Raw genomic sequence first — 24,616 nt, forward strand, 5'->3', positions numbered from 1 at the left:
GGATGTGCGCGAAACCGGTGAACGCGCGGGGCGGAAGAGACAATGTCTTCCGTCTTGCGCATACGCGGATGCGCAATCGTGACGGGAAATTCGAGCCTTCGATGACGCCACAGGGCGCCGCGACCGGGCTTGCAGCTTCCGCGCCGCGTGCAATCGGGCAACTACGGTTAATTGGGGCTTAAGACACCAAGAGTTATCAGGGGTGCTGGATTCGGGCGACAGGCGCGCCTGGCCGCGTCCGGCGAGACGGTTCCAAGCGGATGCCGTGACAGACCCTACGGTTCTGGAGTTCAAAGAATGGTTGCAAAGGCGACGCAAGCGGACGAGACGCAGGAAGCCTCGAGCGAGTCCAGCGACGGTCCGTTGCTTGACCTGTCGGATTCCGCGGTCAAGAAAATGATCAAGGTCGCCAAGAAGCGCGGCTATGTCACCTATGAAGAACTCAATGCCGTACTGCCCTCCGAGGAGGTGACCTCCGAGCAGATCGAGGACACCATGTCGATGCTCTCCGACATGGGCATCAATGTGATCGAGTCCGAGGACGAGGCGGATACCGAGAACGCGGAAGCCGCCGATGGCGGCGATCTCGTCGAGGCGTCGACCACCGCGGTCGCCAAGACCACCGCGAAAGAGCCGACGGACCGCACCGACGATCCCGTGCGCATGTATCTGCGCGAGATGGGCTCCGTCGAGCTTTTGTCGCGCGAGGGCGAAATCGCCATCGCAAAGCGCATCGAGGCCGGCCGCGAGGCGATGATCGCCGGGCTTTGCGAAAGCCCGCTGACCTTCCAGGCCATCATCATCTGGCGCGACGAACTCAACGAAGGCAACATCCTGCTGCGCGAGATCATCGATCTCGAGGCCACCTATGCCGATCCCGAGGGCAAGGGCGTGCCCGCCGTCGGCGCCAATGGTGAAGCCGCCTCCGACGACGACTCCGAAGACGGTGAAGAGGGCTCCTCCGCCGCCTCCCCGGCTGAGGCCGGAACCGCCAAGACCACCGAGGCCAAGACCGACGGCGCCAGCACCGAGGGCGAGAGCACCGAGAGCTCCAGCGACGACGACGAGGATGACGAATTCGAGGCCAACCTGTCGCTCGCCGCGATGGAGGCCGAACTCAAGCCGAAGGTCCTGGAGACCTTCGACGAGATCGCCGACGCCTACAAGAAGCTGCGCCGCCTGCAGGACCAGCTGGTGGAAAACCGGCTGCAGAACAAGACCCTGTCGCCGTCCCAGGAGCGCCGCTACAAGAAGCTGCGCGAGACCATCATCGACGACGTCAAGAGCCTGTCGCTCAACCAGAACCGCATCGATGCGCTGGTCGAGCAGCTCTACGACATCAACAAGCGCCTGATGGGCTACGAGGGCCGCCTGCTGCGTCTGGCTGACAGCTACAACGTCAACCGGCTGGACTTCCTCAAGCAGTATCAGGGCGCCGAGCTGGACCCCAACTGGATCCGCCGCGTCGCCAATCTGTCGTCGCGCGGCTGGAAGGATTTCGTCGCCCGCGAGAAGGACATGATCCGCGAGCTGCGCCAGGAGATCCAGACGCTGGCCACCGAGACGGGCCTCGAGATCATCGAGTTCCGCAAGATCGTTTCCAAGGTGCAGAAGGGCGAAAAGGAAGCCCGGATCGCCAAGAAGGAGATGGTCGAGGCCAACCTGCGCCTCGTGATCTCGATCGCCAAGAAATACACCAACCGCGGCCTGCAGTTCCTCGATCTCATCCAGGAAGGCAACATCGGCCTGATGAAGGCGGTCGACAAGTTCGAGTACCGCCGCGGCTACAAGTTCTCGACCTACGCCACCTGGTGGATCCGTCAGGCGATCACCCGCTCGATCGCCGATCAGGCGCGCACCATCCGCATTCCGGTGCACATGATCGAGACGATCAACAAGATCGTGCGCACCTCGCGCCAGATGCTGCACGAGATCGGCCGCGAGCCCACCCCGGAAGAGCTGGCCGAAAAGCTGCAGATGCCGCTGGAGAAGGTCCGCAAGGTCCTGAAGATCGCCAAGGAGCCGATCAGCCTCGAGACGCCGATCGGCGACGAGGAGGATTCGCATCTCGGCGACTTCATCGAGGACAAGAACGCGGTCCTGCCCATCGACGCGGCGATCCAGTCGAACCTGCGCGAGACCACGACCCGCGTGCTCGCCTCGCTCACCCCGCGCGAGGAACGCGTGCTGCGCATGCGCTTCGGCATCGGCATGAACACCGACCACACGCTGGAAGAGGTCGGCCAGCAGTTCTCGGTCACCCGCGAACGCATCCGCCAGATCGAGGCCAAGGCCCTGCGCAAGCTGAAGCACCCCAGCCGAAGCCGCAAGCTGCGGAGTTTTCTGGACAGCTAGGCGTGCTCGGCAAGCTCAGGATTTCGAAAGCCCGGTGGAAACGCCGGGCTTTTTGTTTGAGGCTCCATTCACTTGATATTCCGGTGAATTGCGGAGAGGGTCGGGTACCGTGGGGAGATCGGGTGGAGCGGACGACACTGTGGAGATCAGTTCCGAGGACGATCTAAGGCGATGGCTGAAGGGCAAGTCGGCCGATTGGGCGCGTGTCATCGCCGTGCGCGCGGCGCTTCGCGTCTTTACTCTGGTCCTGTCCATCGATGCGATTCCGGGTAGCCGCTTTCCGACTGAACAAAAGCACAGCTTAATCCTGCAAGCGTTCCGGGCGAGCTTCGTTTCTTGGGCGGCGGTCAGGTATGCAACCCAAGAGATGACCACAGCCACTGCCGCTGCCGCTGCCGCCGCCACTGACGCCGCCGACGCGGCTACCGACACTGCCGGCTACGACGCCTACGCTGCCGCCGACGCGGCCGCGGCCGCCGTCGCTGCTGCCGCCTACGCCGCCTACGGTGATGCCTACGCCGCCGCCTATGCCGCCGCCGCTGCCGCTGCCCACAACTTCGGCGTCGCCGAAACACAATCGTGGGTGGCCGTTTCGGACGATTGCAACTGGTTGAATGAAAGCGATGGGACGCTGGTTGCGGAGCCATTGTGGCTCAGCGACGTTCGCGACGAACCGTATTACAGAGCCAATTTCCCGGATTGGGCGCGCCGACCGCTCGATCTCTTCGCAGCTAGCGAACTCGGTACTTCAACATCCTTTGGACTAATTGTGGCTTGGTACCGCGCGATCCTGCCCAACAGCATGGACAACCCGCCGCGTAGCTTGTTCGGCGAACGTGCGCACATCGAAATTGCACTGAAGCCGGATGAATTCTGGACCGTGACCGACGCGCGGTCGGTCGAGCAGATCATGGACGAAGTCGCGGATATTGCCGGGTGGCAGGCTCCAGAATTCCAAGACATTGCAGGATTGCCAACAGGGGATCAATGGAGCCGTGTGAAGAGGCAACTACGGGCAGAGCTTGGCGAGGATGTATCCGAGAGTTGGTTTGGGCGTGTCGACCTCGAAAGCGATGGGCCAGACGAAACGGTTCTTCTTTCGGTACCCACCAGATTCTTAAAACAATGGCTGCAAGCACATTACTATGATCTCCTGCTCAAGCTTTGGAAATTGGAGAACAGGAAAGTCAACCAAATCGAGTTCATCGTCCGGCGAAAAGGTCTTGAGGAAGATCATCGAAAGAATATTCCTTCGGCCGCTCTTATCCCTCCGGAGCCGGATCAGGGGCCGGGGCCGCAATATGGGGTCCAACGGGGTCGGCTGTCAGAAAAAATCAGCTTCCCGAAAGGTGATGAGTCGGCTCGCCAAGCTGGATTGCACAAACGACTTAAAGCGAATGCAGCCAGCCTGGCACGGAGCCTAAAGGCGTCGAACCGATACGTTGAACTAGCGGCAGCGGCCGAAGAGTACGCTTTACTTCTTGATGAACCAGTTGAGAGCTCCGATGTAACGGGTCTTTGGGCCGTTGGCGGCGCCCTTTCTAGTTTCGCCCAATCATACAGGGATCAGAACGTTGGACGTACGTTTGCGGATCCTCTTGAGCCGCAGCTTGAAGCCTTATTGTTGAGCGTGAGCAGGCAGCATGGCGCGTTCATCATGGGGTTTGAGGAAGGGCGAGACCTCGTTAATCGTGCCGACGAATATGCACTAGATCCGGCCAGACTCGGCGAGATTGCGCTGCCAGGAAATGAGATTCTCAGAGAGCTTACGGAGAATCGGGAGCTCGTGGACGAGCGAACGCGTGCATTGCACCGACCCGTACGCGACAGCGCGGCGGAGCTTGGCTGGTCAACTTCTCGGGTAGGCTATTCCGCCTATTTGATCGTCCGCAACGGGGTCCGTGCGATGATCAAATTCAGCGTGGGCGAGAACCCCAACCTCGGAACGGTGCTCGGCATCTTGGCAGGGGCTCTGTGATGGTCGGTGACGCCAACGCTGAGTTTATTCGCGCCGCAGTACCCGTGCTGCAGCAGTATGGGTCGCAGCTTCTTGTTTTCTTCAATCATTCCCCAGAGATGCGGGCTTACGTTGAGTGGGCGTTAAAGGTGCTTGAGGATGACCATTCCGTGGTGGGCGAGTAATGTGGGGCCCGCCGCGCGAGGAACGCGTGCTGCGCATGCGCTTCGGCATCGGCATGAACACCGATCACACGCTCGAAGAGGTCGGTCAGCAGTTCTCGGTCACCCGCGAACGCATCCGCCAGATCGAGGCCAAGGCCCTGCGCAAGCTGAAGCACCCGAGCCGCTCGCGCAAGCTGCGGAGCTTCCTGGACAGCTAAGAGCGCCCTGCACGCTCAAGACTTTGAAAACCCGGCCATCGTGCCGGGTTTTTTGTTGGAGACGCACCGAAGGCTGCATTTGCGCGAGCGTCCTTTTGCGGCCTCGCTTTTGGCGCGAATCGCCGCTAAGCGGGGACGCATGGATGAAACGGGGGACACGCGGCGGTTCTGGAGTGGCGGACTCGTGGTCTCGCTGCTGCTGCATGGCCTTGTGGCGGCCGTGCTGATCGGCGGGGTCACGAAGCCCCTGCCCGAACCGGAAGAAGCGGTTGCGGTGATTCTGGTGCCGCCGCCGGAAGAGGCGGAGGTCGTGGAGCAGGAAGAGGAGCCTCAGCCGCCGGAAGAGGCCCAGCCGGAAGAACAGCCACAACCGGACGAGGAACTCCCGTCCGAAGATCAAGCCGCGCCGGAGACCGCGCCGCCTGAAGCCACCCCACCGGAGACCGCCCCGCCGGAGGCCGAGGAACCTGCGCCGGAAGAAGCCGCGCCCGAAGCTCTTGAGAAACCGGCGCCCGAAGACCCCGCCCCGGCGAGCAAGTCCCGCCGGAGCCCACACCCGAAGAGACGGCGGAGGGCGACGCGCAGGACATCCCCGTGCTGAAGCCTGTGGTGGAATTCGGCGAGACCGACAGCGGATCGGAGGTCGCCCCCGACGGCGATGCGGCGGAGGCGGGCGAGCAGACGGAGCCGGATGAGACCGAGGCTGAGCAACCAGAGCCTGAGCTAGCCGAGCTGGAGCAAGCCGAGCCAGAGCAGGTGGAGCCGGAGGCTCCTGAGGCAGCCGCAGCCCCGGAGACTGCCGAGGCGGAGCCTGCGGATCCGCTGGAGGCCCCTGAGCCGGAGGCCTCCGATACAGAGCTTCCGGAGCTGGAAGCCGCAGGGACGGAGTTTCCCGAGCCGGATCTTCCGCCGTCTGAAGTCGCCATGTCGCTGCCGGTGCTGGCTTCGGAAAACGGAGCCGAGCCGCTGGGGGATGCGGCGAGCGCGCTGCCGCGTCTGGCTGCGCCCCTTCCAAAGCCTGCCGCCGGGCCATCGGAGGCCGCATCCGCCGCAGCGCCTTCCGGCCCGATGACCGAGGCGAAGGAGCTGTTTTCCACCGCCATGCTCGACGGTGAGCGCGCACGCACGGCCATGGCCGGCATGCCGCCCTCGGAGCGGGTGGATGTGTTGTGCATGACGGAGTTGCGCGCCCAGTTGAACGCCGCCGATCCGCCGCGCCCGCCTGAGCTTCTGCCGTCGTTCCGCGTGCAGCCGGGCACCGTGCTGGAACCGCGCAACGCCGCGTTCCGCAGCCGTGGCTTGTGGTACGAGCTGGCGTTTCGCTGCGAGACTGACGCCGGCGCCACCCGGGTTGTGAAGTTCAGCCACCGGATCGGCGCCGCGATACCGCGCACCGAATGGCGGCAACGGGGCTTTCCGAGTTTTTAGGCCGCACATCGCTGCCCCGGGGCCGCGCCGTTCGCCGCGGCCCGAGCACCGTGTTCACTGCGTCGCGGGTGTGCGCTATTGTCGCGGCATGGATATTTGAACCGATTCGAAATGAGGTACGTCGATGACATTCCTGCAGCCGTTTTCCCCTTATCTTCTCAGCGCACTGCGGATCGTGTCCGGACTGGTGTTCCTGCAGCACGGCACGACGAAATATCTGAGCATTCCGGCGACGCAGATGTCGGGGATTTCGCCGACGACCATGCCGGGCGCCGCGGGCGTGGTTGAGCTGGTCTGCGGCGCGCTGATTGTCGTGGGACTCTTTTCCCGCCCGGCGGCGTTTCTCGCCAGCGGCACCATGGCGGTGGCCTATTTCATGGCGCACGCGCCGCAGAATTTCTATCCGATCCTCAATGGCGGCGAGCTTGCCATCATGTACTGCTTCGCCTTCCTGTACATCGCCGCTGCCGGCCCGGGCCCCCTCAGCGTCGATCGGATTCTCGGCAAGGCCTAGTCCTGCCGGTATTGGGCGACGCCAGAGACATTGAATCAGGCCGGGGCATCGCCCCGGCTTGATTCTAGTACTGTCAATCAGTACGATTTCGCCATGATCAAGAGTTTCGCGGACAAGGAAACCCGGCGGGTTTTCGAGCGGCGGCGCTCCCGTCGTTTGCCGGAAAATATTCAGCGGCGGGCGCAGATAAAACTCGCACAGATCAACGCGGCGACTGTTCTCGACGATTTGCGCGTGCCGCCGAGCAACCATCTGGAAAGCCTCAAGGGCAGCCGCGCCGGGCAACATTCGATCCGCATCAACGTGCAATGGCGGATTTGCTTCCAGTGGCGCGACGGTCACGCCTGCGACGTCGAAATCGTCGACTATCATTAGGAGAGGATCATGAGCGACGATCGATTTGCACCGATCCACCCAGGCGAAATCCTGCGTGAGGAGTATCTTCCGGAATTCGGCTTGACGGCCTACGGCCTTGCGAAGGCCCTGCACGTTCCGCGCGACCGTATTGAAGCGCTGGTGCGGGAAAGGCGCGGCATCACCGCGGACACGGCGCTGCGTCTCGGCCGCTTCTTTGGTCAGACGCCTGACTTCTGGCTCAACCTGCAGACGCAGTACGACCTCGAGGTCGCGCGGTTGAAGCTTGGCGCGGATCTTGAGGGGATCGCGCCGCTTCGCGTCGCCTAGAGCAAATCCAGGATAAGTGGATACCGGTTATCCGTCCGAATTTGCGCCAAAACAAAGACTTAGAGCAAAGATCCGATTCTGTAAGAAACGGATCTGCTCTAGAATCACTGCCAGGAGGATCTCGCACTGCGACTTGACTCTCGTCAAAATAACCATAAAACTAGTGATATGGAAAAGAAGCAGATCAACCTTGATATCGAGGAAGCGGCGCAGGGCTTTGCGGCGATCGGCTCGGAGGCGCGGCTTGTCGTGCTGCTGACGCTGGTGAAAGCGGGCCGCGCCGGGCTGTCGGTGGGCGATATCCAGACGCGCACGGGCATGGCCGCCTCCACGCTGGCGCATCACTTGCGGTTTCTCACCTCCGCCGGGCTGATCCGCCAGGAAAAGGCGGGCCGCACGGTGATGAACCACGCGGCCTACGGCCATCTGGAGGCATTGGCCGGCTACATCCTGAAGGAATGCTGCGCAGACGAGCCGTGCCGGAGCAGCGATGCCCGGCGGGCGGAGGAAGTCGAATGACGGACGTTGAAATCACCTCAGCCAATGCCGGCTGCTGCAGCACGCCGAGCGGCGCTGTCTGCTGCGCGCCCGAAACGCGGACGTTCCCGTGGAAGCGGATCTTTCTGACGCCGTGGACGCTCGTTGTCGCGGCGCCCTTCGTGGTGCTGCTGGCCGATCCCGGCCGCTTCACGCAGATCGTCACCTTTGCCGCCACGGCGTTTGCGGGAACCGCGCCCTACATCGCCGTGGCCGTGCTGCTGATCGCCTGGCTGAAGGCGGCGGGCGCGGAGGCCACCATCGGCCGCGCCTTCGAGGGGCGCGAAACCCAGGCGATCGTGCTCGCCGCCCTGTTCGGCGGGCTGGCCCCGTTCTGCTCCTGCGAGGTCATCCCCTTCATCGCCGGGCTTCTGGCCGTCGGCGCGCCGCTGTCGGCGATCATGGCGTTCTGGCTGTCCTCGCCGCTGATCGATCCGCCGACGGTGCTGATCACCGCCGCCGCGCTCGGCTGGCCGTTCGCCATCGGCAAGATGGTGCTCGCCGTCGGCATGGGGTTGTTCGGCGGCGTCGCCGTGAAACTCATGCTGGCCGGCGGGCTCCTGGGCAATCCGGTGAAGGCGGTGAGCGCGGGCGGTTGCGGGTGCCGGCCCTCTCCGTTCAAGGGCAAGCCCGTTTGGCGCTTCTGGCCGCAGGCCGAGCGCAACGCCGTGTTCCGCACGGAACTGCGCACCAATGCCCTGTTTCTCGTCAAATGGCTGGCGCTGGCCTATGTGCTGGAGGCCTTGCTGGTCACCTATGTGCCCGCCGATCTGATCGCGGGAGCCGTGGGCGGCGAAGGACTGCTGCCGATCGTCATCGCCGCCTTTGTCGGCATGCCGGCCTATCTCAACAGCTACGTGGCACCGCCTCTGGTCGCGGGCCTCATGGAGCAGGGCATGACCGCCGGCGCGGGCATGGCATTCATGATCGGCGGCGCGGTGAGCTCGATTCCCGCAATGGCCGGCGTGTGGTCGCTGGTCCGCCGTCCCGTCTTCTTCACTTATATCGGCCTTGGCCTGCTGGGCGCCATGCTCTCGGGCGTGATCTTCCAGCTCGTTGTTTGATCGGAACTCTCATGAACGCACCTGTCTCCGCCATTGCGTCTGTTGAGTCCACGGTGCAGGTCTCGGTAGAGATCGCGCCGACCGGGCGGACAGGCGCCCGGCTGCTCGCTCCGGTGGGCATTCCCACGCCGCACCAGACGCCCCTGCGGTTCTCGGTGGAGGGCGGCGCATGGAGTCTGACCGGTGAACGCCATACCGGGCAGATGGCGGCCCTGGTCACGCCATCCGACCCTGCGCTGCCAATGACGCTGCGCTACGAATATGCTGCTGGCGGCTCCGGCTATCCCGAGGCGCTGTTCGTGCCCATCGGCAGCCGCCACACGCGTCCGGCGGACGCGCTGGTGACCGACGCCTTGCGGATCGCCGATGCCGCGGCGGACGGTCATGCGGCCATCGCGACCATCGTCGCGGATGTCGCGCGAAAATTCATCTATGGCCATCCCGAGACGCGGTTCTACGAGGGGCGCGACGCCATTCCGCATCTCGCCTGCGGGCTGACCGAGGGTTCATGCGTCGACATCAACACCTATCTGATCGCCTGCCTGCGCGCGGCCGGCTTCGATGCGGGTTACGTCACGGGGTACTTCTTCCCGCGCGAGAAGAACGGCTGCTGTGACGACATGCACTGCTGGGTGATGAGCCGGCACAACGGCGTGGTTCTGGAATGGGACATTGCGCATCATCTGAAGATGGGCGCACAGGACATTTGCTGCGGGCTTAACCCGAAACCCGGTTCCCGGGTGGCGCTGGCCCATTCCATGGGACTGGATTTCCCCGAATTGGGCCTGCGTGAGCTGAAATTGCTGGCGGAGCCGGTGTGGATTGACGCGGCCGCGGCCGTCGGGAAGACGGCGGTCGTCATTTCGATGACCGAAGGCGGCATTGATCCTTAAGGGCCGGTGTACCGCTTTTGCCGGGGCCCGCGCGCGCGCATACTGCGGTCATGTCGGGAAAACCGCGAATCACCATCACCTATTGCCGTCAGTGCAACTGGCTGCTGCGCGCCGCCTGGCTGGCGCAGGAGCTTCTGTCGAGCTTTTCCGAGGAGATCGGCGAGGTGGCGCTGGTGCCGGGCACGGGCGGACATTTCGAGATCACCTGCGATGGCACGCGGATCTGGGAGCGGACCGCCGACGGCGGTTTCCCGGCGGCCAAGGTGCTCAAGCAACGGCTGCGCGACCTCATCGCCCCCGGGCGTGACCTGGGCCACGCGGATCGCCCGGACTGATCATCGCGCGCCGTTCCGCATTCCCCGGTCACTGAGCCGTTGATCGTGGCGGCACGTGCGCAATCGCCACGATGGCGCCCGCCCGCCCGCTTCTGTATTGAAACGCGGACCGACACTTCATCCCTTTGGCAGTTCCTTTCAACGGTGCCCGTGCCGCATGACACGCTCGACCGCCAATGCCCTGCTGCTGCTCGCCGCCGTGATCTGGGGCTCGGGGTTCGTGGCCCAGTCCACGGCCATGGACACGCTTGATCCCTTCACCTTCACAGGCCTGCGCTTCTTGATCGCCGCAACGGTGTTCGCGCCCTTCGCGCTTTTCGAGGCGCGCCGTGACAAAGCGGCCAGGCAGCCCGATGCGCGGTCCGGCCGGGTGGCGGGCATCTCGGGTGCCCAGGCCATGCTCTTCGTCGGCATCGGCGTGGTGTTCTTCGGCGCCAACATCGCCCAGCAGATCGGTCTTGTGACGACCAGCGTCACCAACGCCGGTTTTCTCACCGGGCTCTATGTGGTGATCGTGCCGGTGCTGGCGCTTCTGGTGTTTGGCGAGCGGCCGCATGCCGCAGTCTGGCCCGCGTCGCTGATGACGCTCGCCGGCGTCTGGCTGCTTGGCGGCGGCCGGCTCGACGCGCTCAACTGGGGCGACGGCGCGGTGATCGCCTGCGCGCTGTTCTGGGCGCTGCATGTGCTGTTGCTCGGCCGGACGGGCGCGGAGACCGGCCGGCCGATGGCGCTCTGTGTCGTCCAGTTCGTCGTGGTGGCCGTGCTCGGGCTGGGCGCGGGCGCCGTGGCGGGCGGGCCGGCGCTGTCAGTGGACGCGCTTGAGACCGTTTGGTTCGAGCTCTTCTATACCGGCGTCATCGATGGCGGCGTGGCCTTCGGCATCCAGGCCGTGGCGCAGCGCTGGACGCGCAGCTCGGATGCGGCGGTGCTGCTGTCCTCGGAAGCGCTGTTCGCCGCGCTCTTTGGCGCGTGGCTTTTGGGAGAGCGGCTCGACGCCGCCGCCATGGCCGGCTGCGCTCTGATCCTGACCGCCATCGTCCTGGTGCAACTGGCGCCCGGGCTGCGCCTCGCGCGCGCGTGAGCGGTGCGTCGCGACACCAATTCGCCTGAATTAGTGCTGCAGGATCAACACTGTGGCGGGATTTGGGATGGGAAAATATTTATTTGGATCAATTGCGCGCGCAGCCGTCCCGATTCATGTTCCATCCGCCGGCTGGGAGCCTTCCACGGTTGGACGCTCGAGAGAAAGCGCCGGCGTTTCGGGAGCGTATCATGCGCACGCGTTTTGTTGTTCTTTCCGCCCTTGTCCTGTCCCTGATATCCGGCTCGGCAATCGCCGCGGAAGCGGTTTCCGGCAAGGTCGAGGCCTTCGATCTGGAAACCCGCGAGCTCGTGCTCGAGAGCGGCGATATCTTCGTGCTCGACGAGGCCGTCAGCGTCGACAATCTCGACGTCGGTGACGAGGTGATGCTGAGCGTCGAAACCATCGATGACCAGATGGTCGTCACCTCGATGGAAATCTCCGAATAGGCCTCCCGGTCGAGGCACTGGAAACAGGCGGGCGGCCGGTGACCGGCGCGCCCGCTTTTCTTCGCATTGGCCCGAGGCAAGCCGGCGGATGCCCGTTTACCGCCGGTTAACCAAGGCGGGCCGTTTTCGGCAATACGGGCAAGCGCTTAGAATTGCTTCACCCGTATGGGCGATACTCTCCGCCAAACTTCCGGTGGAGCCTCTCACGCATGTATCGCGATTCACGACTGTCCAAGCCGGACGTCTTCGCGCCGACCGCCTTCGCGCAACGCAAGGCGCGCTTCGGGCTGCGTCATCTCGTCTATGTGGCGATCTTCACGCTGCTGGCGGCGGGAATCGTCGCCACGGCCTATCTCCTGACGACGATGACGGAACGCGCCGACGTGATCGCGCTGCGCCATGAGAAGGCGCTGGTTCACGAGGCGCTTCTCAACCAGGCGACCCTGCTTGCCCGTGACCAGAGATTTCCCGCCGTCAACGATGAGACGATCCGCCAGGTGCACGGCGGCGCGATCGATCCGGCCTTTGCCCAGGCGTTGGCGGGACAGATGTGGGGTGACTACGACCACGACTGGACGATGATCATCGGTCCCGCGGACGATGTGATGATGGTGGCCGTGGAGGACGAAATCGTGGCTCCGGCCGCCGGCGCCGAGGTGCTCGGCATCGCGCGCGATCTGGTCGAGACCGCCCGCGCCGGCTATTTCGCGGAGCGCCGGCCCACCGCCGGCGGCTACCGGATCAAATACGTCGAAAAGGGCGAACTGGCGCCGATCTTCGCCAGCGACGTGCGGGAGATCGGCGATCGTCCCGCGCTGGTCAGCGCCACGGCGATCATTCCCGAGACCGATGCCGCCCGGCATCCGGAGGGACCTCCGGGCGTCCTTGTCTCGGTGCGGTTTCTCGAGGAAAAGCTGGTCGCCGGCATTGGCGCCACGTTCCTGCTCAAGGGTTTCCACTACGCGCCGGACGAGATCTCGGGCGCCGCCAATGTGCCCGTGGACGTCGGCGCCGCGCAGCCGATCGGCTATTTCGAGTGGGCCAGTTCCGCGCCCGGCACCGCCATCCGCGCGGCCGTGGAGCCGATCGCCGCCGGACTGATGCTGGCGCTCATCGTGCTCGGCACCATCGCCGCGCGCAGGCTGGCGGCCAAGTCCAGGGCGCTGGAGGAAAGCGAGGCGCGCAACCGCCATCTGGCTCTGCACGATTCGCTGACCGGGCTGGTCAACCGCCTGTGTTTCGGCGATGCGCTCGACGCCGCCATGGCCACGTGCCGCAAGCATCCGTGCGCCGTGCTGGCGATCGACCTCGACCGCTTCAAGGCGGTCAACGACACCTATGGCCACGACGCGGGCGATCTGGTGATCCGCGAGGTGGCGGCCCGGTTGCTGACCCTGGTCGGCGAGAGCGGGCTGGTGGCGCGCGTCGGCGGCGACGAGTTTCTCGCGCTGATCACCGGCAACGTCGAGGAAAGCCGGATGCGTTGGTTGTGCGACGCGATCGTCGAAGACGTGGCGCGGCCGATCCCGGTCGGCGCGGGCATCGCCCGGATCGGCGCCAGCATCGGCTGGGCCATCGCCCCGCGCAACGCCGACAACGCCTCGCTGGTCCTGCGCATGGCCGATCAGTCGCTGTACAACGCCAAGGAAAGCGGCCGCAACGTCGCCGTCTTCATCGAGGACCTCTACGACGCCGACACCCCGCCGAGCATCCGCAAGACCGCGTGAGGGCTGGTGACACCCTCCTGTCAGGAGAATGCGGCGGGCGGATACGAATCTCGGCACAAATCGGGAACGCGCTCTTTCCTCCCGCCGCCTTTCCCCCATATTGCCGGAATGGCCAGCGACAGAAAATCCTCCGAGAAATCCGATACCCCTGACACAGTGGAAGGCTTCGGTGAGTCTCCCCAGGCGCCACTGAGCGGCGCGCCGCTCTCCGGCTCGATTTCCGATTGGGCGCAGGAGATCGCGCGGGATGCGGAGACGCCCGCCGCGAAGACACCTGCGGCCAAAAAACCCGCAAAAAAGCCGCGCGCGAAAAAGGTCGAGACGGCCAGCACCCCGCGCGAGAAGGCGGCCGGCGGCATGAACCCCATCGCGGGGCTGGATATTTCGCTGGAGGACGCCGAGGCGCTGCTCGACAAGCAGGTGGCCGAGACCAGGAAGAAGAAGCGTTCCAAGAACGCGCTTCCGGAGCTGTCCGGCGACACCTCGGCGACGGCCACAGTCGCGGCGCTGTCGGCGCTGATCGAGAGCGGCAATCCGCTGCACAAGAACGGCGAGGCCTGGGTGCCGCACCGTCCGCTTCGGCCGGCGAAATCCGAAGGCGGCGTGCCGTTCCGTCTGGTAACGGACTTCGAACCCGCGGGCGACCAGCCCACCGCCATCGAGGAACTGGTGGCCGGCGTCAACGATCAGGAGCAGACGCAGGTGCTGCTCGGCGTCACCGGCTCGGGCAAGACCTACACCATGGCCCAGGTGATCGCCCGCACCCAGCGCCCGGCGCTGATCCTGGCGCCCAACAAGACGCTGGCGGCGCAGCTCTACGGCGAGTTCAAGAGCTTCTTCCCCGACAACGCGGTGGAGTATTTCGTCTCCTACTACGACTATTACCAGCCCGAGGCCTATGTGCCGCGCACCGACACCTTCATCGAGAAGGAATCCACGGTGAACGAGCAGATCGACCGGATGCGCCACTCCGCCACCCGGGCGCTGCTGGAACGCGACGACGTGATCATCGTCGCCTCGGTCTCCTGCATCTACGGTATCGGCTCGGTGGAAACCTACACCGCGATGACATTCGCCATCGAGGTGGGCGAGCGCATCAACCAGCGCCAGCTGCTGGCCGACCTCGTGGCGCTGCAGTACCGGCGCAACGACGCGTCGTTCCAGCGCGGCTCCTTCCGGGTGCGCGGCGACACCATCGAGATCTTTCCCGCCCACTACGAGGACCGCGCCTGGCGCGTCTCGCTGTTCGGCGACGAGATCGATTCCATCACCGAGTTCGATCCGCTGACCGGGCAGAAGTCGGGCGAGCTGAAGTCGGTCAAGGTCTACGCCAATTCGCACTATGTGACGCCCAAGCCGACGCTCAACCAGGCGACGAAATCCATCAAGGCGGAACTCAAGCAGCGGCTCGCCGAGCTCTACGATCACGGCCGCCTGCTGGAGGCGCAGCGGCTGGAGCAGCGCACGCTGTTCGATCTGGAGATGATGGAGGCGACGGGCGCCTGCGCCGGCATCGAGAATTACTCGCGCTATCTGACGGGCCGCGCGCCCGGCGAGCCGCCCCCCACCCTGTTCGAGTATCTGCCGGACAACGCCTTGGTCTTCGCCGACGAGAGCCATGTGACGATCCCGCAGATCGGCGGCATGTACCGCGGCGACTTTCGGCGCAAGGCGACGCTGGCGGAATACGGCTTCCGGCTGCCCTCGTGCATGGACAACCGGCCGCTGCGCTTCGAGGAATGGGACGCCATGCGGCCGCAGTCGGTCTGCGTCTCGGCCACGCCCGGCGGCTGGGAGATGGAACAGACCGGCGGCGTTTTCGCCGAGCAGGTCATCCGCCCCACTGGCCTCACCGATCCGCCCATCGACATCCGCCCCGCCACCGCCCAGGTCGACGACCTGCTCGGCGAGGTGCGCGCCGTGGCGGCGCAGGGCTACCGCACGCTGGTCACCGTGCTGACCAAGCGCATGGCGGAGGACCTGACCGAATACCTGCACGAGAATGGCGTGCGCGTGCGCTACATGCATTCCGATATCGACACGCTGGAGCGCATCGAGATCCTGCGCGATCTGCGGCTGGGCGCCTTCGACGTGCTGGTCGGCATCAACCTGCTGCGCGAGGGGCTGGATATCCCCGAATGCGGGCTGGTCGCCATTCTCGACGCCGACAAGGAAGGCTTTCTGCGCTCGGAGACCTCGCTGGTGCAGACGATCGGCCGCGCCGCGCGCAACGTCGACGGCCGCGTCATTCTTTACGCGGACAGGATCACCGGCTCGATGGAGCGCGCCATCGGCGAGACCGACCGCCGCCGCGAGAAGCAGGTGGCCTACAATCTCGAGCACGGGATAACGCCGGAATCGATCAAGAAGAACATCGGCGACATTCTCGGCTCGGTCTACGAGCGCGACCACGTCACGGTGGACGCCGGCTTCGCCGAAGCGCCGCTCGTCGGCCACAACCTCAAGGCGCATATCGAGGATCTGGAAAAGCGCATGCGCGACGCCGCCGCCAATCTGGAATTCGAGGAGGCGGCGCGGCTGCGCGACGAGGTCAAGCGGCTGCAGGAAACCGAACTGGCGATTTCGGACGATCCGCTGGCCCGCCAGTCCGCCGTCGAGGGCCGCAGCGGCGGCTACAAGGGCGACAGGCAGTTCGCCGGCAACGCCAACGTTCTGGCCTCTTCCAAGGTCCGCAAGAACACGCTGGACGAGATGACCGTGGGCCGCACGGAAGTGCCGCTTGGCACCCCTCCGCGCGGCCGCCCAGGCATCGGCTCGGACGATTCCAGGTCAAACGCCAAGCGCGGCCGCCCCGGCAAAAGCGGGCGTCCGGGGCGGTAGCGCCAAAAGCCGCGCCACGTATTCAATGTCATCCCGGCCCGCGTGCACCGCAGGTGCATCGCGAGAGCCGGGACCCAGCGACCATCTGCGCGAAGCGCACCTTTCGCGCGGCCAGCGCCCTTCGCGAGAAGCGCTCCACGACGGCCACGTCCTGAGGAGCGAACGCAGTTCGCGTCTCGAAGGACGGGCTCCGCGCGTGCGGCCCATCCTTGCTGACGGCACTGGCGCGCCTCCTCGGGGTGAGTTCGGCCGGAGTTCGGGCCCCCAATCACCTCTCCCATGGGGAGAGGTCGGGCGGCACGCCCGGGTGAGGGGCAGGGCTCTCCGTATCCCCGTGAGCGAAAAACCCCTCACCCCAGCCCTCTCCCTGAGGGAGAGGGGGCGGATGCGGCGCATCTCGGGAGCTGTTGTTGGAGTCGCCAAACCTTCCGCGTCATCCCGTGCGCGGCGCGGCACGTGAGTGCTGCTCCGCAGACGCGGGACCCGCGATCTCTCCGCGCGGGAGCGCCGTCGGGGATCCGCAGATCCGCTTGGCCTCGGCCCTTCGCCACCATCGCCCGCGCCGAACCAGATCGATATGGGCCCCGGATCAAGTCCAGCATGTCGGGCCGGACGCGAATTGTCTTCACCTCTCCCATGGGGAGAGGTCGGCGCGGAGCGTCCCGGTGAGCGGAGCAGCGCCTTCCGTACTTCCAGGACATCGAAACTCCTCACCCAGCCCTTCCTCCTGGGAGAGGGAGCTTCTCTCAGCGTGCGGCGGGATTCGGGTTCTCCTGCTGCTACTTCAGATCGAGGACGAACCGGACCCTCTGGCTGACCATGTTCCGTTCGCTGGCGTTGAAGGTGTGGCGTGCGCGGACTTCGAAAGCGTCGCCGCCCTTGTAGCGTCCCTTCGCCCTGAAGTAGACGTAGAGCGCCTTGAACGACTTGCCGAAGCACTTCTTGCCCTTGCGAGTTTCGCGCTTGGGTTCGATCCGCAGGCTCACTGTGCCGTGCTTCGGCTGGCGCAGCACGGAGTGTCCTCGGATCGCGACGTCGGCGCAGGTGTCCTGATTATAGGCGTAGAAGCTCCACAGCCGGCCGCTGTAGCCCGCCGGCACGTCGAGACGGATCGTCTCGGCTCGCGCTATGCCGGCGCTGCTGGCGACCAGGAGCAACGCGATTGTCGCGCCGCGAATGGACGTTCGTGATGCGGTCATCGTCCCCCCTCTCGTGATCGCCCGGTCCGTGGGAAAGTGCCGATTGCCTTCCTTCCGTAGCGTCCCGTTCTGTGACTTTGGCCAGAACGGGAAGGAGTATCAAGCGAAAACCAGCGCCGCGCGACCGCCCCTGGCCGCAGGCGCGTCAGTCGCATTAACCCGTTCGGGTGTCGCCCGCCGTGACCTCGCCGGTAGCGACGGGCGGCCCGTTTCAGGTCTCCAGTCGGGAGAGGTCGGGCGGCACGCTCCGGTGAGGGGCGGCGCTGTTGATTTTGGCGGATTTCTCAAAGCCTTCGGTGTCATCCCGGACGCGCTGCGGCATGAAATGACGCCGCGCAGATCTGGGACCTATTCCGTGATGTTTCGGTGCGGGGATGCCATCATGGTTCTGCATGGAGCCGCACGCGTCACAACCGCCTCCCGCGCCGAACCAGATCGGTATGGACCCCAGATCAAGTCCGGGGTGACTGTGGAGGGATGCTCGCGGTCAATCACCTCTCCCATGGGGAGAGGTCGCGCCGCAGGCGCGGGTGAGGGGTTCAGAACCCTCCGTATCCCCGTGAGCGAAAAAACCCTCACCCCAACCCTCTCCCCATGGGAGAGGGGGCGGATACGGCACGTCTTGGCGAGCGGCGCGGACTGCGGGTAGCCTTGGGTGCATTCGTTGGGGGAACTGTTGTGCCCGATATGCTGCCCTTCGCGCGCCGATTGCGGCGCAGCCAGACCGAGGCGGAAGCGCGGCTATGGCATCGGCTGCGCAACCGCCAGCTCGGAGGCTGGAAGTTTCGGCGTCAGGTGCCCGTGGATCGCTTTGTTGCGGACTTTCTGTGCGAGGACGCGCGGCTGATCGTGGAGCTGGATGGCGGGCAGCATGCCGAGCGCCTCGCCGAGGATGCGGAGCGCACGGCTGTGCTCGAAGCATGCGGCTATCGGGTCGCGCGTTACTGGAATCCGGAAATTTTTGATAACATCGACGGCGTGCTCGAGGACATTCTGGCGCACCTCGAAAAACGGTGAACCCGCGTTGGGGCAAGAGCTGGTCTTCAATCACCTCTCCCATGGGGAGAGGTCGGCGCGAATGCGCCGGGTGAGCATCTGTGTTTCAGGTCAAGCGTGTTTTGGGGTCCACAGTCGGTCCTCCTTGAGCAGGGTGTTGGCGAGGATGATGAGCTTTCGCATGACGGCGGTGAGGGCGACCTTGGGTTTTTTGGCGTTGTCGCGCAGGCGTTTGTAGAAGGCGGCGAGGTCGGGATTGTACCTGGCGGCGGACAGCGCTGCCCAATAGAGCGCGCGGCGGGGCATGGCGCGGCCGCCCCTGATGTGGCGCGGTCCCCGGATGTCGCCGCTGTCGTTGGCGAGGGGGGCGACGCCGGCCAGGCTGGCGCAGGCGTGGCGGTCGAGCTGGCCGAGCTCGGACATGTCGGCGATCAGCACGGCGGCGACGGTGGCGCCGATGCCGGGGATCGAGGTGAGGATGGCCTGGCGCCGCGCCAGCCCCGGATCGTCGGTGATGCGGCGCCCGATCTCGCGGGCCAGCCGCGCGATGTGCCTGTCGAGGCCGGCCAGCAGCCGCCTGAGCTCGGCCTTGAGGACGGCGACGCGGCTGGCCGTCAGCCGGTTGGCGAGCGCGGTGCGCTCCTGGGTCGCGGCGGCGCGCGCATGCACCAGCTCCCGCAGTTCCTCGAGCGCTTCAGGCGCCGGCGGCGTGGCCTGGGGGGCCAGCGTCGCGCCGAGGATCGCCAGCATTTTCGCGTCGACGCGGTCGGTCTTGGCGCGGCTGCCGAGGACTTCGGCGAACAGCCGCGCGCGCAGCGGGTTGACGACCGCCACCGGCCAGCCGGCCTGGGCCAGCGAGCGGTGGACGAGCCGATGGTAGCTGGCCGTCGGCTCCAGCACGACGCGCGCGACGTCGTGTCGGGCCAGCAGCCGCTTCAGCCGGCTCACGCCGTCGCGGTCGTTGGCGAGCCTCAGGCCGTGCCCGAGGGGATGCAGGTGGATGTCGAGATGGTCTTTACAGACGTCGATGCCGACGTAGACTGGCTGTGCGCCGGGTGTTTGCGGCTGGATCTGGCCTTGCATGCGGGTCTGGCTCCCAATCATCTGTTCAGAACAGGCGCAAAGGGATCGGCGGACCAGGCTCACCCGCGGGTCTCGACCAAGGGGATCGCGGCCCCGTCGATCCGGCCGCGTGCGGATGGCCATCCGCACGCGGCCAGCACAAATCATCGCCGATTTGCGCTGGAAACAACATGCAAGCATCTGTGTTTTCAGGGCTCTCCGTATCCCTGTGAGCGCGACACCCCTCACCCCCGGCCCTCTCCCCATGGGAGAGGGGGCGGATGCGGCGGGCGCCCGCGCCTTGCCGCCTCCCGATAACGCCGGGCCGACAGGGTGTGGCGGGTTTTGTGCTTGAAATCTGCCGGCAAGGGACGCAGGTCACGGGTCGCCCGGCGATCAGCACCGCGCCCGCGGCGCGCTTCCCGTTGGCCCGGCTGCGTACCCGCATACCGCGCGGACTGGCGAACCCGCAGTTTTCTGTTGTCGAGCGCATTTTATCCGCTCAGGCGATTCCTGCGCGCCGCGCGTTCCTCTAGAACAGAAGGCGTGCTGACCGAATCACGCCCACTGCCCGATCTCGACGCCGCCGCCACCCCGATCGGGGTGCTGCGCGACATTTTCGGCTATGCCGCCTTCCGCGCCGGCCAGGAAGAGATCATCGATCTGCTGGTGGAGCGGACCAGCACGCTCGCGGTCATGCCGACGGGCGCGGGCAAGTCGCTGTGCTACCAGATCCCCGCCGTCCTCGGCGAGCGCCCGACCATCGTCGTCTCGCCGCTGCTGGCGCTGATCGACGACCAGGTGGCGGGCCTGCGCGCCAACGGGGTCGAGGCCGCCGGCATCCATTCGGGTCACTCGCGCGACAAGAACATCGAGGAATGGCGCAAGGTCACCTCCGGCCGCGCCAAGCTGCTGTACATGTCGCCGGAACGGCTGATGACGCCGCGCATGCTTTCCGCGATCGGCAGGCTCGAACCCGGGCTCTTCGTCGTCGACGAGGCGCACTGCATCTCCAAGTGGGGACCGAGCTTCCGGCCCGAATACGAGCAGCTCTCGAGGCTGGGCGAGCTGTTCCCCGGCGCCACGATCGCGGCGTTTACCGCCACCGCCGACAACGCCACCCGCATCGACATCGCGCAAAAACTGTTCAGGGGCGAGGGCCGCACCATCGTGCATGGCTTCGACCGCCCCAACCTGACGCTCGCTGTCGCCCCCAAGGCCGACTGGAAGAAGCAGCTACTGGCCTTTCTCGAGGACAAGCGCGGCCATTCCGGGATCGTCTATTGCCTGTCGCGGCGGCTGACCGAGGAAGTGGCGGCGTTTCTCAAGGCCGAGGGCATGAAGGCCATCGCCTATCACGCCGGCCAGCCATCCGAGGAGCGCAAGGCCAACCAGGACCGCTTTATGAGCGAGGACGCGGTGGTGATGACCGCGACCATCGCCTTCGGCATGGGCATCGACAAGCCGGACATCCGTTATGTCTGCCACCTCAACCTGCCCGGCTCCATGGAAGCCTATTATCAGGAGATCGGCCGCGCCGGGCGCGACGGCATGCCGGCCGAGACCCTGATGCTCTACGGGCTCGACGACATCCGCATGCGCCGCCAGTTCATCGAGAACGACGGCGAGGACGACATGCACAAGCTGCGCGAGCACAAGCGGCTGGACGCGCTGCTGGCCTATTGCGAGGTGGCGTCATGCCGCCGCGATGCGCTGCTGACCTATTTCGACGATTCCTGCGAGCCTTGTGGCAATTGCGACAATTGCATCGATCCGCCAAAGATGCTCGACGGCACGGAGCTGGCGCGGCTGCTGTTCGCCGCCATCCAGGAGACCGGCCAGGCGTTCGGCGCCGCCCATGTGATCGACGTGATCCGCGGCTCGGAAAACCAGAAGATCACCGAGCGCCGGCACGATACCCTGAGCACCTACGGCGCGGGCAAGGCGCAGCCCAAGTCGTTCTGGCAGTCGTTCATCCGGCAGGCGCTGGCGGGCGGTTTCCTGTCCGTCAACCTGCAGAAATACGGCTGCCTGGAGCTCACCAAACGCGCCCAGGGCGTGATGACCCGCGGCCATCCGTTCCAGTACCGCCATGTCAGCATGCCGACGAAGGCGGAAAAAAGCGCCCGCAGCCGCGCCGTCCCCGACAGCCTGTCAGAACGCGATGGCGAATTGCTGGGCGCGCTGAAATCCCTGCGCCTGGATCTGGCGCGCGAACGCAATGTGCCCGCCTATGTGGTGTTCCCCGACGCGACACTGATCGAAATGGCGCGCGCGCGCCCCGCATCCCTCGACGAACTGTCCGGCATCAACGGCGTCGGCCCCAAGAAGCTCGGCGAATACGGCGAAAAATTCATCGAGGCCATCGCCGAGGGCGCGTGACGTCGTGGCACCTTGGGCTTGCCGCCCATCCTTCGGGAGAGCCCTTCGGGCTTCCCCAGGATGAGGTCGTATAAATTGCTGATTTTATGAAGATATCCACACGGGAACCCTCATCCTGAGGAGCCTGCGTCAGCAGGCGTCTCGAAGGATGGGCCGCCTGCCCGGCCTTGTCCATTTACAAGCCGGAGACCGGCGTCATGCCGCCAGAGGGTAGGCTTCCTCGATGAGATAGGGACCGCCGCCGGTCGACGCCTTCGACGAATACAGCACGAAGCGCCCGGCGATGAACGGCTGGGCCGAGAAGCCGCCGCGCATCGCCAGCCAGCGCGCCACGTCGGCGGTGGCGCTGCCCTTGCACCGGCAGATCGTCACATGCGGGATGAACTTGCGCCGCTCCGCCGGCAAGCCCAGCCGCTGGATGATCCGCTCCTGCTCGGCCTGCAGTTCGGCGAGCTGCGGATTGGGCGCCACGGCGGCATAGATCGAATGCGGCTTCTTGTTGCCGAAAGCCGCCAGCCCGCCCAGCCGGATTTCGAACGGCGTGCGGTTGATGCGGCCCAGCGCGAAGGCGACCTCATCGGCCGTTCGGTCGTCGATGTCGCCGATGAAGCGCAATGTGATGTGATAGTTTTCCGGATCGATCCAGCGCGCGTTGCGCAGACCGCCGCGCAGCGACGACAGCATCATAGCCGTCTCGGCTGGCATTTCCAGACCGGTGAACAAGCGCGGCATGACAAGCCCTCCGCGACAGTTTCGATACCCCAATGTGTGCCCGGGGAATCGCATCCGACAACCCGCGATCGGAAAAAATTGCGGCTCGTCCACCAGTTTCACCCAGTTGTCACAACCGGTTACCGCGCGCCGCTCCGCGAATCCTGCGCCGGCGCGCGGAAAATCCAAGACGGTTCAATGCCTTGAACCCTTGTCATTAAGGACAGGGATTACCGTGGTTCTGGTGGATCGCATTGATCGCCTTTTCCAGCTCCTCGCTGACCTCGACACCCGTGCAGTCGATATCATGCGACAGCTGTTGGAGCGACGTCGCGCCGAGAATCACCGAGGTGACGAAGGGCCGCGAATGCGCGAAGGCCAGCGCCATCTGCGCGGAATCGAGGCCGTGCGCGGCCGCCAGGTCCAGATAGGCGTTGACGGCGCGGGCCGAGCCCGGCGTCTCATAGCGCTGCAGCCGGTCGAACAGCTTCTTGCGCGACCCCTCGGGCAGCGCGCCGTCGCGGTACTTGCCGGTGAGATACCCTTGGCCGAGCACCGAATACGCCAGCAGGCCCACCTCCTCGCGCATGGCGACTTCGGCCAGATTGATCTCGAAAGTCCTGTTGATCAGCGAATAGGCGTTCTGGATCGAGGCGACGCGCGGCAGATCCATCTCGTCGGCCGCCTGCAGGTAGCGCATCGCGCCCCAGGCGCTTTCGTTCGACAGCCCGACATGCCGGATCTTGCCCGCCTGCACCAGTTCGCCGAGCTTGCCGAGCGTCTCCTCGATGGGAACCTCGTCGGCCGCCGGCTCGACGCTCTTCCAGATGGTCGCGTTGGAGCCGAATTGCGACACGGTCCGGTCCGGCCAATGCACCTGGTAGAGATCGATATAGTCCGTCTGCAGCCGCCTCAGGCTCTTGTTGACGGCCTCCTCGATCTGTTCCGGTGTCAGCGTGGCCTCACGCTCGCCGTCGCGGAACCAGGTGAAGTTCGAGCGGCCGACAATCTTCGTCGCCAGAATCACCTCGTCACGGCGGCCGGTGCGCTTGAACCAGCTGCCGACGATTTCCTCGGTGCGCCCTTGCGTCTCGGGCCTGGGCGGAATCGCGTAAAGCTCGGCGGTGTCGATGAAATTGATGCCGCGTTCGCGCGCCATGTCGATTTGCGCATGGGCTTCGGCCTCGGAGTTCTGTTCGCCCCAGGTCATCGTGCCCAGGCAAAGGCTCGAGACCTCCAGGCCGGTGCGCCCGAGTTTGCGCATTTCTGGTGTCATGGCTGTCCGTCCGTTTTGTCTTGCGTTCGAATTCACAGAAGGTGCCGGCAGGGTCCGCGCGGCGCCGGGAGGGGGCCGTCGGACGGCAGGCCCGGCGGGGAGGACCACGAGCCGGGCCGCCTCAGCGGCTTTTCGCCCGGTCGAGCAGCGCCTCGACGCTGGGAATAATCCTTTGAACGATAATCTCGATGCCTTCGGCGGTGGGATGGATGCCGTCGGCCTGATTGAGATCCGGCTCCGCCGCGACCCCGTCCAGGAAGAATGGATAAAAAAGGATGTCGTACTTTTTTGCAAGGGTGGGGAAGATCGCGTCGAACGTCTCGCCGTAACGCGGCCCGAGATTCGGCGGCGCCCGCATGCCCGCCAGCAGCACCGGAATGTCCCGCGCTTGCAGCGCTTCGATGATCTGCCCGAGCGCCTTTTTGGTGCTCTCCGGCGGCAGCCCGCGAAGTGCATCGTTGCCGCCAAGCTCGACGATCGCCGCGTCCGCGCCCTCGCCCAGCGACCACTCCAGCCGCGCCTGAGCCGCACTCGCCGTGTCGCCGGACACGCCGGCGTCGATCACCGTGACGTCGTATCCCCGGTCCCTCAGCGCCGCTTCCAGCCGCGCCGGGAACCCCTCGCCCGGACCAAGCCCGTATCCGGCGGTGAGGCTGTCGCCCAGCGCCAGAATGCGGAGGGCATCGGCCCTGGCCGCACCGGGAAGGGCGGCCAGAGTGATCACGAATAAGAAAGCAACAAGT

General features: G+C 65.4%; 23 protein-coding genes and 1 pseudogene. 19 read left to right on the forward strand and 5 right to left on the reverse strand.

What is annotated here, in order from left to right; genetic code table 11:
* The first annotated feature begins 297 nt into the window (after nt 1–297).
* The 17 genes and pseudogenes from rpoD to uvrB all read left to right on the forward strand — a co-directional run bounded on the left by rpoD (nt 298) and on the right by uvrB (nt 16,247).
* Nucleotides 298–2,355, forward strand: coding sequence for an RNA polymerase sigma factor RpoD (gene rpoD / locus D1F64_RS21275; RefSeq protein ID WP_117414054.1), 2,058 nt, complete (start codon nt 298–300; stop codon nt 2,353–2,355).
* Nucleotides 2,356–2,494: 139 nt separating this feature from the next.
* Nucleotides 2,495–4,333, forward strand: a complete 1,839-nt coding sequence (locus D1F64_RS24950) for a DnaA N-terminal domain-containing protein (RefSeq protein ID WP_248304540.1) — start codon at nt 2,495–2,497, stop codon at nt 4,331–4,333.
* Entirely contained in the window at nt 4,333–4,497 is a 165-nt protein-coding gene (locus D1F64_RS23650) for a hypothetical protein (protein WP_162901697.1), read from the forward strand. The genes D1F64_RS24950 and D1F64_RS23650 overlap by 1 nt, the downstream gene beginning before the upstream one ends.
* A gap of 11 nt (nt 4,498–4,508) precedes the next feature.
* A pseudogene (locus D1F64_RS21285) lies at nt 4,509–4,694 on the forward strand (sigma factor-like helix-turn-helix DNA-binding protein); the annotation flags it as partial.
* A 139-nt stretch (nt 4,695–4,833) separates the two neighbouring features.
* Entirely contained in the window at nt 4,834–5,295 is a 462-nt protein-coding gene (locus D1F64_RS21290; RefSeq protein ID WP_117414055.1) for a hypothetical protein, read from the forward strand.
* Nucleotides 5,289–6,122: a DUF930 domain-containing protein gene (locus D1F64_RS21295; RefSeq protein ID WP_117414056.1), complete on the forward strand. Its 834-nt coding sequence runs from the start codon at nt 5,289–5,291 to the stop codon at nt 6,120–6,122. Before D1F64_RS21290 ends, D1F64_RS21295 begins: the two co-directional genes overlap by 7 nt.
* 124 nt (nt 6,123–6,246) lie before the next feature.
* Nucleotides 6,247–6,636, forward strand: coding sequence for a DoxX family protein (locus D1F64_RS21300; protein WP_117414057.1), 390 nt, complete (start codon nt 6,247–6,249; stop codon nt 6,634–6,636).
* A gap of 93 nt (nt 6,637–6,729) precedes the next feature.
* Entirely contained in the window at nt 6,730–7,011 is a 282-nt protein-coding gene (locus D1F64_RS21305; RefSeq protein ID WP_117414058.1) for a type II toxin-antitoxin system RelE/ParE family toxin, read from the forward strand.
* 9 nt (nt 7,012–7,020) lie between these two features.
* Entirely contained in the window at nt 7,021–7,320 is a 300-nt protein-coding gene (locus D1F64_RS21310; RefSeq protein ID WP_117414059.1) for a HigA family addiction module antitoxin, read from the forward strand.
* Between the two features lie 168 nt (nt 7,321–7,488).
* Nucleotides 7,489–7,839 carry a metalloregulator ArsR/SmtB family transcription factor gene (locus D1F64_RS21315; protein ID WP_117414060.1) on the forward strand — a complete coding sequence of 117 codons (351 nt, stop codon included), beginning with the start codon at nt 7,489–7,491 and terminating at the stop codon, nt 7,837–7,839.
* The gene (locus D1F64_RS21320) at nt 7,836–8,921 is read left to right on the forward strand and encodes a permease (RefSeq protein WP_117414061.1); all 1,086 of its coding nucleotides are present in this window, start codon (nt 7,836–7,838) and stop codon (nt 8,919–8,921) included. Before D1F64_RS21315 ends, D1F64_RS21320 begins: the two co-directional genes overlap by 4 nt.
* A gap of 11 nt (nt 8,922–8,932) precedes the next feature.
* The gene (locus D1F64_RS21325) at nt 8,933–9,814 is read left to right on the forward strand and encodes a transglutaminase-like domain-containing protein (protein WP_117414062.1); all 882 of its coding nucleotides are present in this window, start codon (nt 8,933–8,935) and stop codon (nt 9,812–9,814) included.
* 50 nt (nt 9,815–9,864) lie between these two features.
* Complete coding sequence (locus D1F64_RS21330) at nt 9,865–10,149, forward strand: SelT/SelW/SelH family protein (protein WP_117414063.1); 285 nt, start codon at nt 9,865–9,867, stop codon at nt 10,147–10,149.
* Nucleotides 10,150–10,306: 157 nt separating this feature from the next.
* The gene (locus D1F64_RS21335) at nt 10,307–11,230 is read left to right on the forward strand and encodes a DMT family transporter (RefSeq protein WP_117414064.1); all 924 of its coding nucleotides are present in this window, start codon (nt 10,307–10,309) and stop codon (nt 11,228–11,230) included.
* 191 nt (nt 11,231–11,421) lie between these two features.
* Nucleotides 11,422–11,679 (forward strand): DUF1344 domain-containing protein, encoded by a 258-nt coding sequence (locus tag D1F64_RS21340; protein WP_162901698.1) that lies wholly within the window; start codon nt 11,422–11,424, stop codon nt 11,677–11,679.
* Between the two features lie 209 nt (nt 11,680–11,888).
* The gene (locus D1F64_RS21345; protein ID WP_117414066.1) at nt 11,889–13,406 is read left to right on the forward strand and encodes a diguanylate cyclase; all 1,518 of its coding nucleotides are present in this window, start codon (nt 11,889–11,891) and stop codon (nt 13,404–13,406) included.
* Nucleotides 13,407–13,514: 108 nt separating this feature from the next.
* Nucleotides 13,515–16,247, forward strand: coding sequence for an excinuclease ABC subunit UvrB (gene uvrB, locus D1F64_RS21350; protein ID WP_117414067.1), 2,733 nt, complete (start codon nt 13,515–13,517; stop codon nt 16,245–16,247).
* Between the two features lie 779 nt (nt 16,248–17,026).
* On the opposite strand, the gene D1F64_RS21355 is transcribed toward uvrB, so the two are convergent.
* Nucleotides 17,027–17,446: a hypothetical protein gene (locus D1F64_RS21355; protein WP_117414068.1), complete on the reverse strand. Its 420-nt coding sequence runs from the start codon at nt 17,444–17,446 to the stop codon at nt 17,027–17,029.
* 687 nt (nt 17,447–18,133) lie between these two features.
* On the opposite strand from D1F64_RS21355, the gene D1F64_RS21360 reads away from it, so the two are divergent.
* Nucleotides 18,134–18,463, forward strand: coding sequence for an endonuclease domain-containing protein (locus D1F64_RS21360; protein ID WP_117414069.1), 330 nt, complete (start codon nt 18,134–18,136; stop codon nt 18,461–18,463).
* 90 nt (nt 18,464–18,553) lie between these two features.
* On the opposite strand, the gene D1F64_RS21365 is transcribed toward D1F64_RS21360, so the two are convergent.
* Nucleotides 18,554–19,525: an IS110 family transposase gene (locus D1F64_RS21365; protein WP_117414070.1), complete on the reverse strand. Its 972-nt coding sequence runs from the start codon at nt 19,523–19,525 to the stop codon at nt 18,554–18,556.
* Between the two features lie 525 nt (nt 19,526–20,050).
* Between D1F64_RS21365 and recQ the strand changes: the two genes are divergently transcribed.
* Nucleotides 20,051–21,886 (forward strand): DNA helicase RecQ, encoded by a 1,836-nt coding sequence (gene recQ, locus D1F64_RS21370; RefSeq protein ID WP_305764469.1) that lies wholly within the window; start codon nt 20,051–20,053, stop codon nt 21,884–21,886.
* Between the two features lie 195 nt (nt 21,887–22,081).
* On the opposite strand, the gene thpR is transcribed toward recQ, so the two are convergent.
* The 3 genes from thpR to D1F64_RS21385 all read right to left on the reverse strand — a co-directional run bounded on the left by thpR (nt 22,082) and on the right by D1F64_RS21385 (nt 24,597).
* A complete protein-coding gene (gene thpR, locus D1F64_RS21375; RefSeq protein ID WP_117414071.1) occupies nt 22,082–22,618 on the reverse strand; it encodes an RNA 2',3'-cyclic phosphodiesterase in 537 nt (178 codons plus the stop codon).
* Nucleotides 22,619–22,814: 196 nt separating this feature from the next.
* The gene (locus D1F64_RS21380; RefSeq protein ID WP_205470571.1) at nt 22,815–23,873 is read right to left on the reverse strand and encodes an aldo/keto reductase; all 1,059 of its coding nucleotides are present in this window, start codon (nt 23,871–23,873) and stop codon (nt 22,815–22,817) included.
* Nucleotides 23,874–23,994: 121 nt separating this feature from the next.
* On the reverse strand, nt 23,995–24,597 hold the full coding sequence (locus D1F64_RS21385) for an arylesterase (protein WP_346432275.1): 603 nt from the start codon (nt 24,595–24,597) through the stop codon (nt 23,995–23,997).
* Between the last annotated feature and the right edge of the window lie 19 nt (nt 24,598–24,616).

Source organism: Breoghania sp. L-A4, assembly GCF_003432385.1.
Classification (GTDB): domain Bacteria; phylum Pseudomonadota; class Alphaproteobacteria; order Rhizobiales; family Stappiaceae; genus Breoghania.

Bases quoted from the DNA above. Each gene is read 5' to 3' on its own strand.
- rpoD (WP_117414054.1), top strand. From the start codon at position 298: ATGGTTGCAAAGGCGACGCAAGCGGACGAGACGCAGGAAGCCTCGAGC.
- D1F64_RS23650 (WP_162901697.1), top strand. From the start codon at position 4,333: ATGGTCGGTGACGCCAACGCTGAGTTTATTCGCGCCGCAGTACCCGTG.
- D1F64_RS21290 (WP_117414055.1), top strand. From the start codon at position 4,834: ATGGATGAAACGGGGGACACGCGGCGGTTCTGGAGTGGCGGACTCGTG.
- D1F64_RS21300 (WP_117414057.1), top strand. From the start codon at position 6,247: ATGACATTCCTGCAGCCGTTTTCCCCTTATCTTCTCAGCGCACTGCGG.
- D1F64_RS21305 (WP_117414058.1), top strand. From the start codon at position 6,730: ATGATCAAGAGTTTCGCGGACAAGGAAACCCGGCGGGTTTTCGAGCGG.
- D1F64_RS21310 (WP_117414059.1), top strand. From the start codon at position 7,021: ATGAGCGACGATCGATTTGCACCGATCCACCCAGGCGAAATCCTGCGT.
- D1F64_RS21315 (WP_117414060.1), top strand. From the start codon at position 7,489: ATGGAAAAGAAGCAGATCAACCTTGATATCGAGGAAGCGGCGCAGGGC.
- D1F64_RS21320 (WP_117414061.1), top strand. From the start codon at position 7,836: ATGACGGACGTTGAAATCACCTCAGCCAATGCCGGCTGCTGCAGCACG.
- D1F64_RS21325 (WP_117414062.1), top strand. From the start codon at position 8,933: ATGAACGCACCTGTCTCCGCCATTGCGTCTGTTGAGTCCACGGTGCAG.
- D1F64_RS21330 (WP_117414063.1), top strand. From the start codon at position 9,865: ATGTCGGGAAAACCGCGAATCACCATCACCTATTGCCGTCAGTGCAAC.
- D1F64_RS21335 (WP_117414064.1), top strand. From the start codon at position 10,307: ATGACACGCTCGACCGCCAATGCCCTGCTGCTGCTCGCCGCCGTGATC.
- D1F64_RS21340 (WP_162901698.1), top strand. From the start codon at position 11,422: ATGCGCACGCGTTTTGTTGTTCTTTCCGCCCTTGTCCTGTCCCTGATA.
- D1F64_RS21345 (WP_117414066.1), top strand. From the start codon at position 11,889: ATGTATCGCGATTCACGACTGTCCAAGCCGGACGTCTTCGCGCCGACC.
- uvrB (WP_117414067.1), top strand. From the start codon at position 13,515: ATGGCCAGCGACAGAAAATCCTCCGAGAAATCCGATACCCCTGACACA.
- D1F64_RS21355 (WP_117414068.1), bottom strand. From the start codon at position 17,446: ATGACCGCATCACGAACGTCCATTCGCGGCGCGACAATCGCGTTGCTC.
- D1F64_RS21360 (WP_117414069.1), top strand. From the start codon at position 18,134: ATGCTGCCCTTCGCGCGCCGATTGCGGCGCAGCCAGACCGAGGCGGAA.
- D1F64_RS21365 (WP_117414070.1), bottom strand. From the start codon at position 19,525: ATGCAAGGCCAGATCCAGCCGCAAACACCCGGCGCACAGCCAGTCTAC.
- thpR (WP_117414071.1), bottom strand. From the start codon at position 22,618: ATGCCGCGCTTGTTCACCGGTCTGGAAATGCCAGCCGAGACGGCTATG.
- D1F64_RS21380 (WP_205470571.1), bottom strand. From the start codon at position 23,873: ATGACACCAGAAATGCGCAAACTCGGGCGCACCGGCCTGGAGGTCTCG.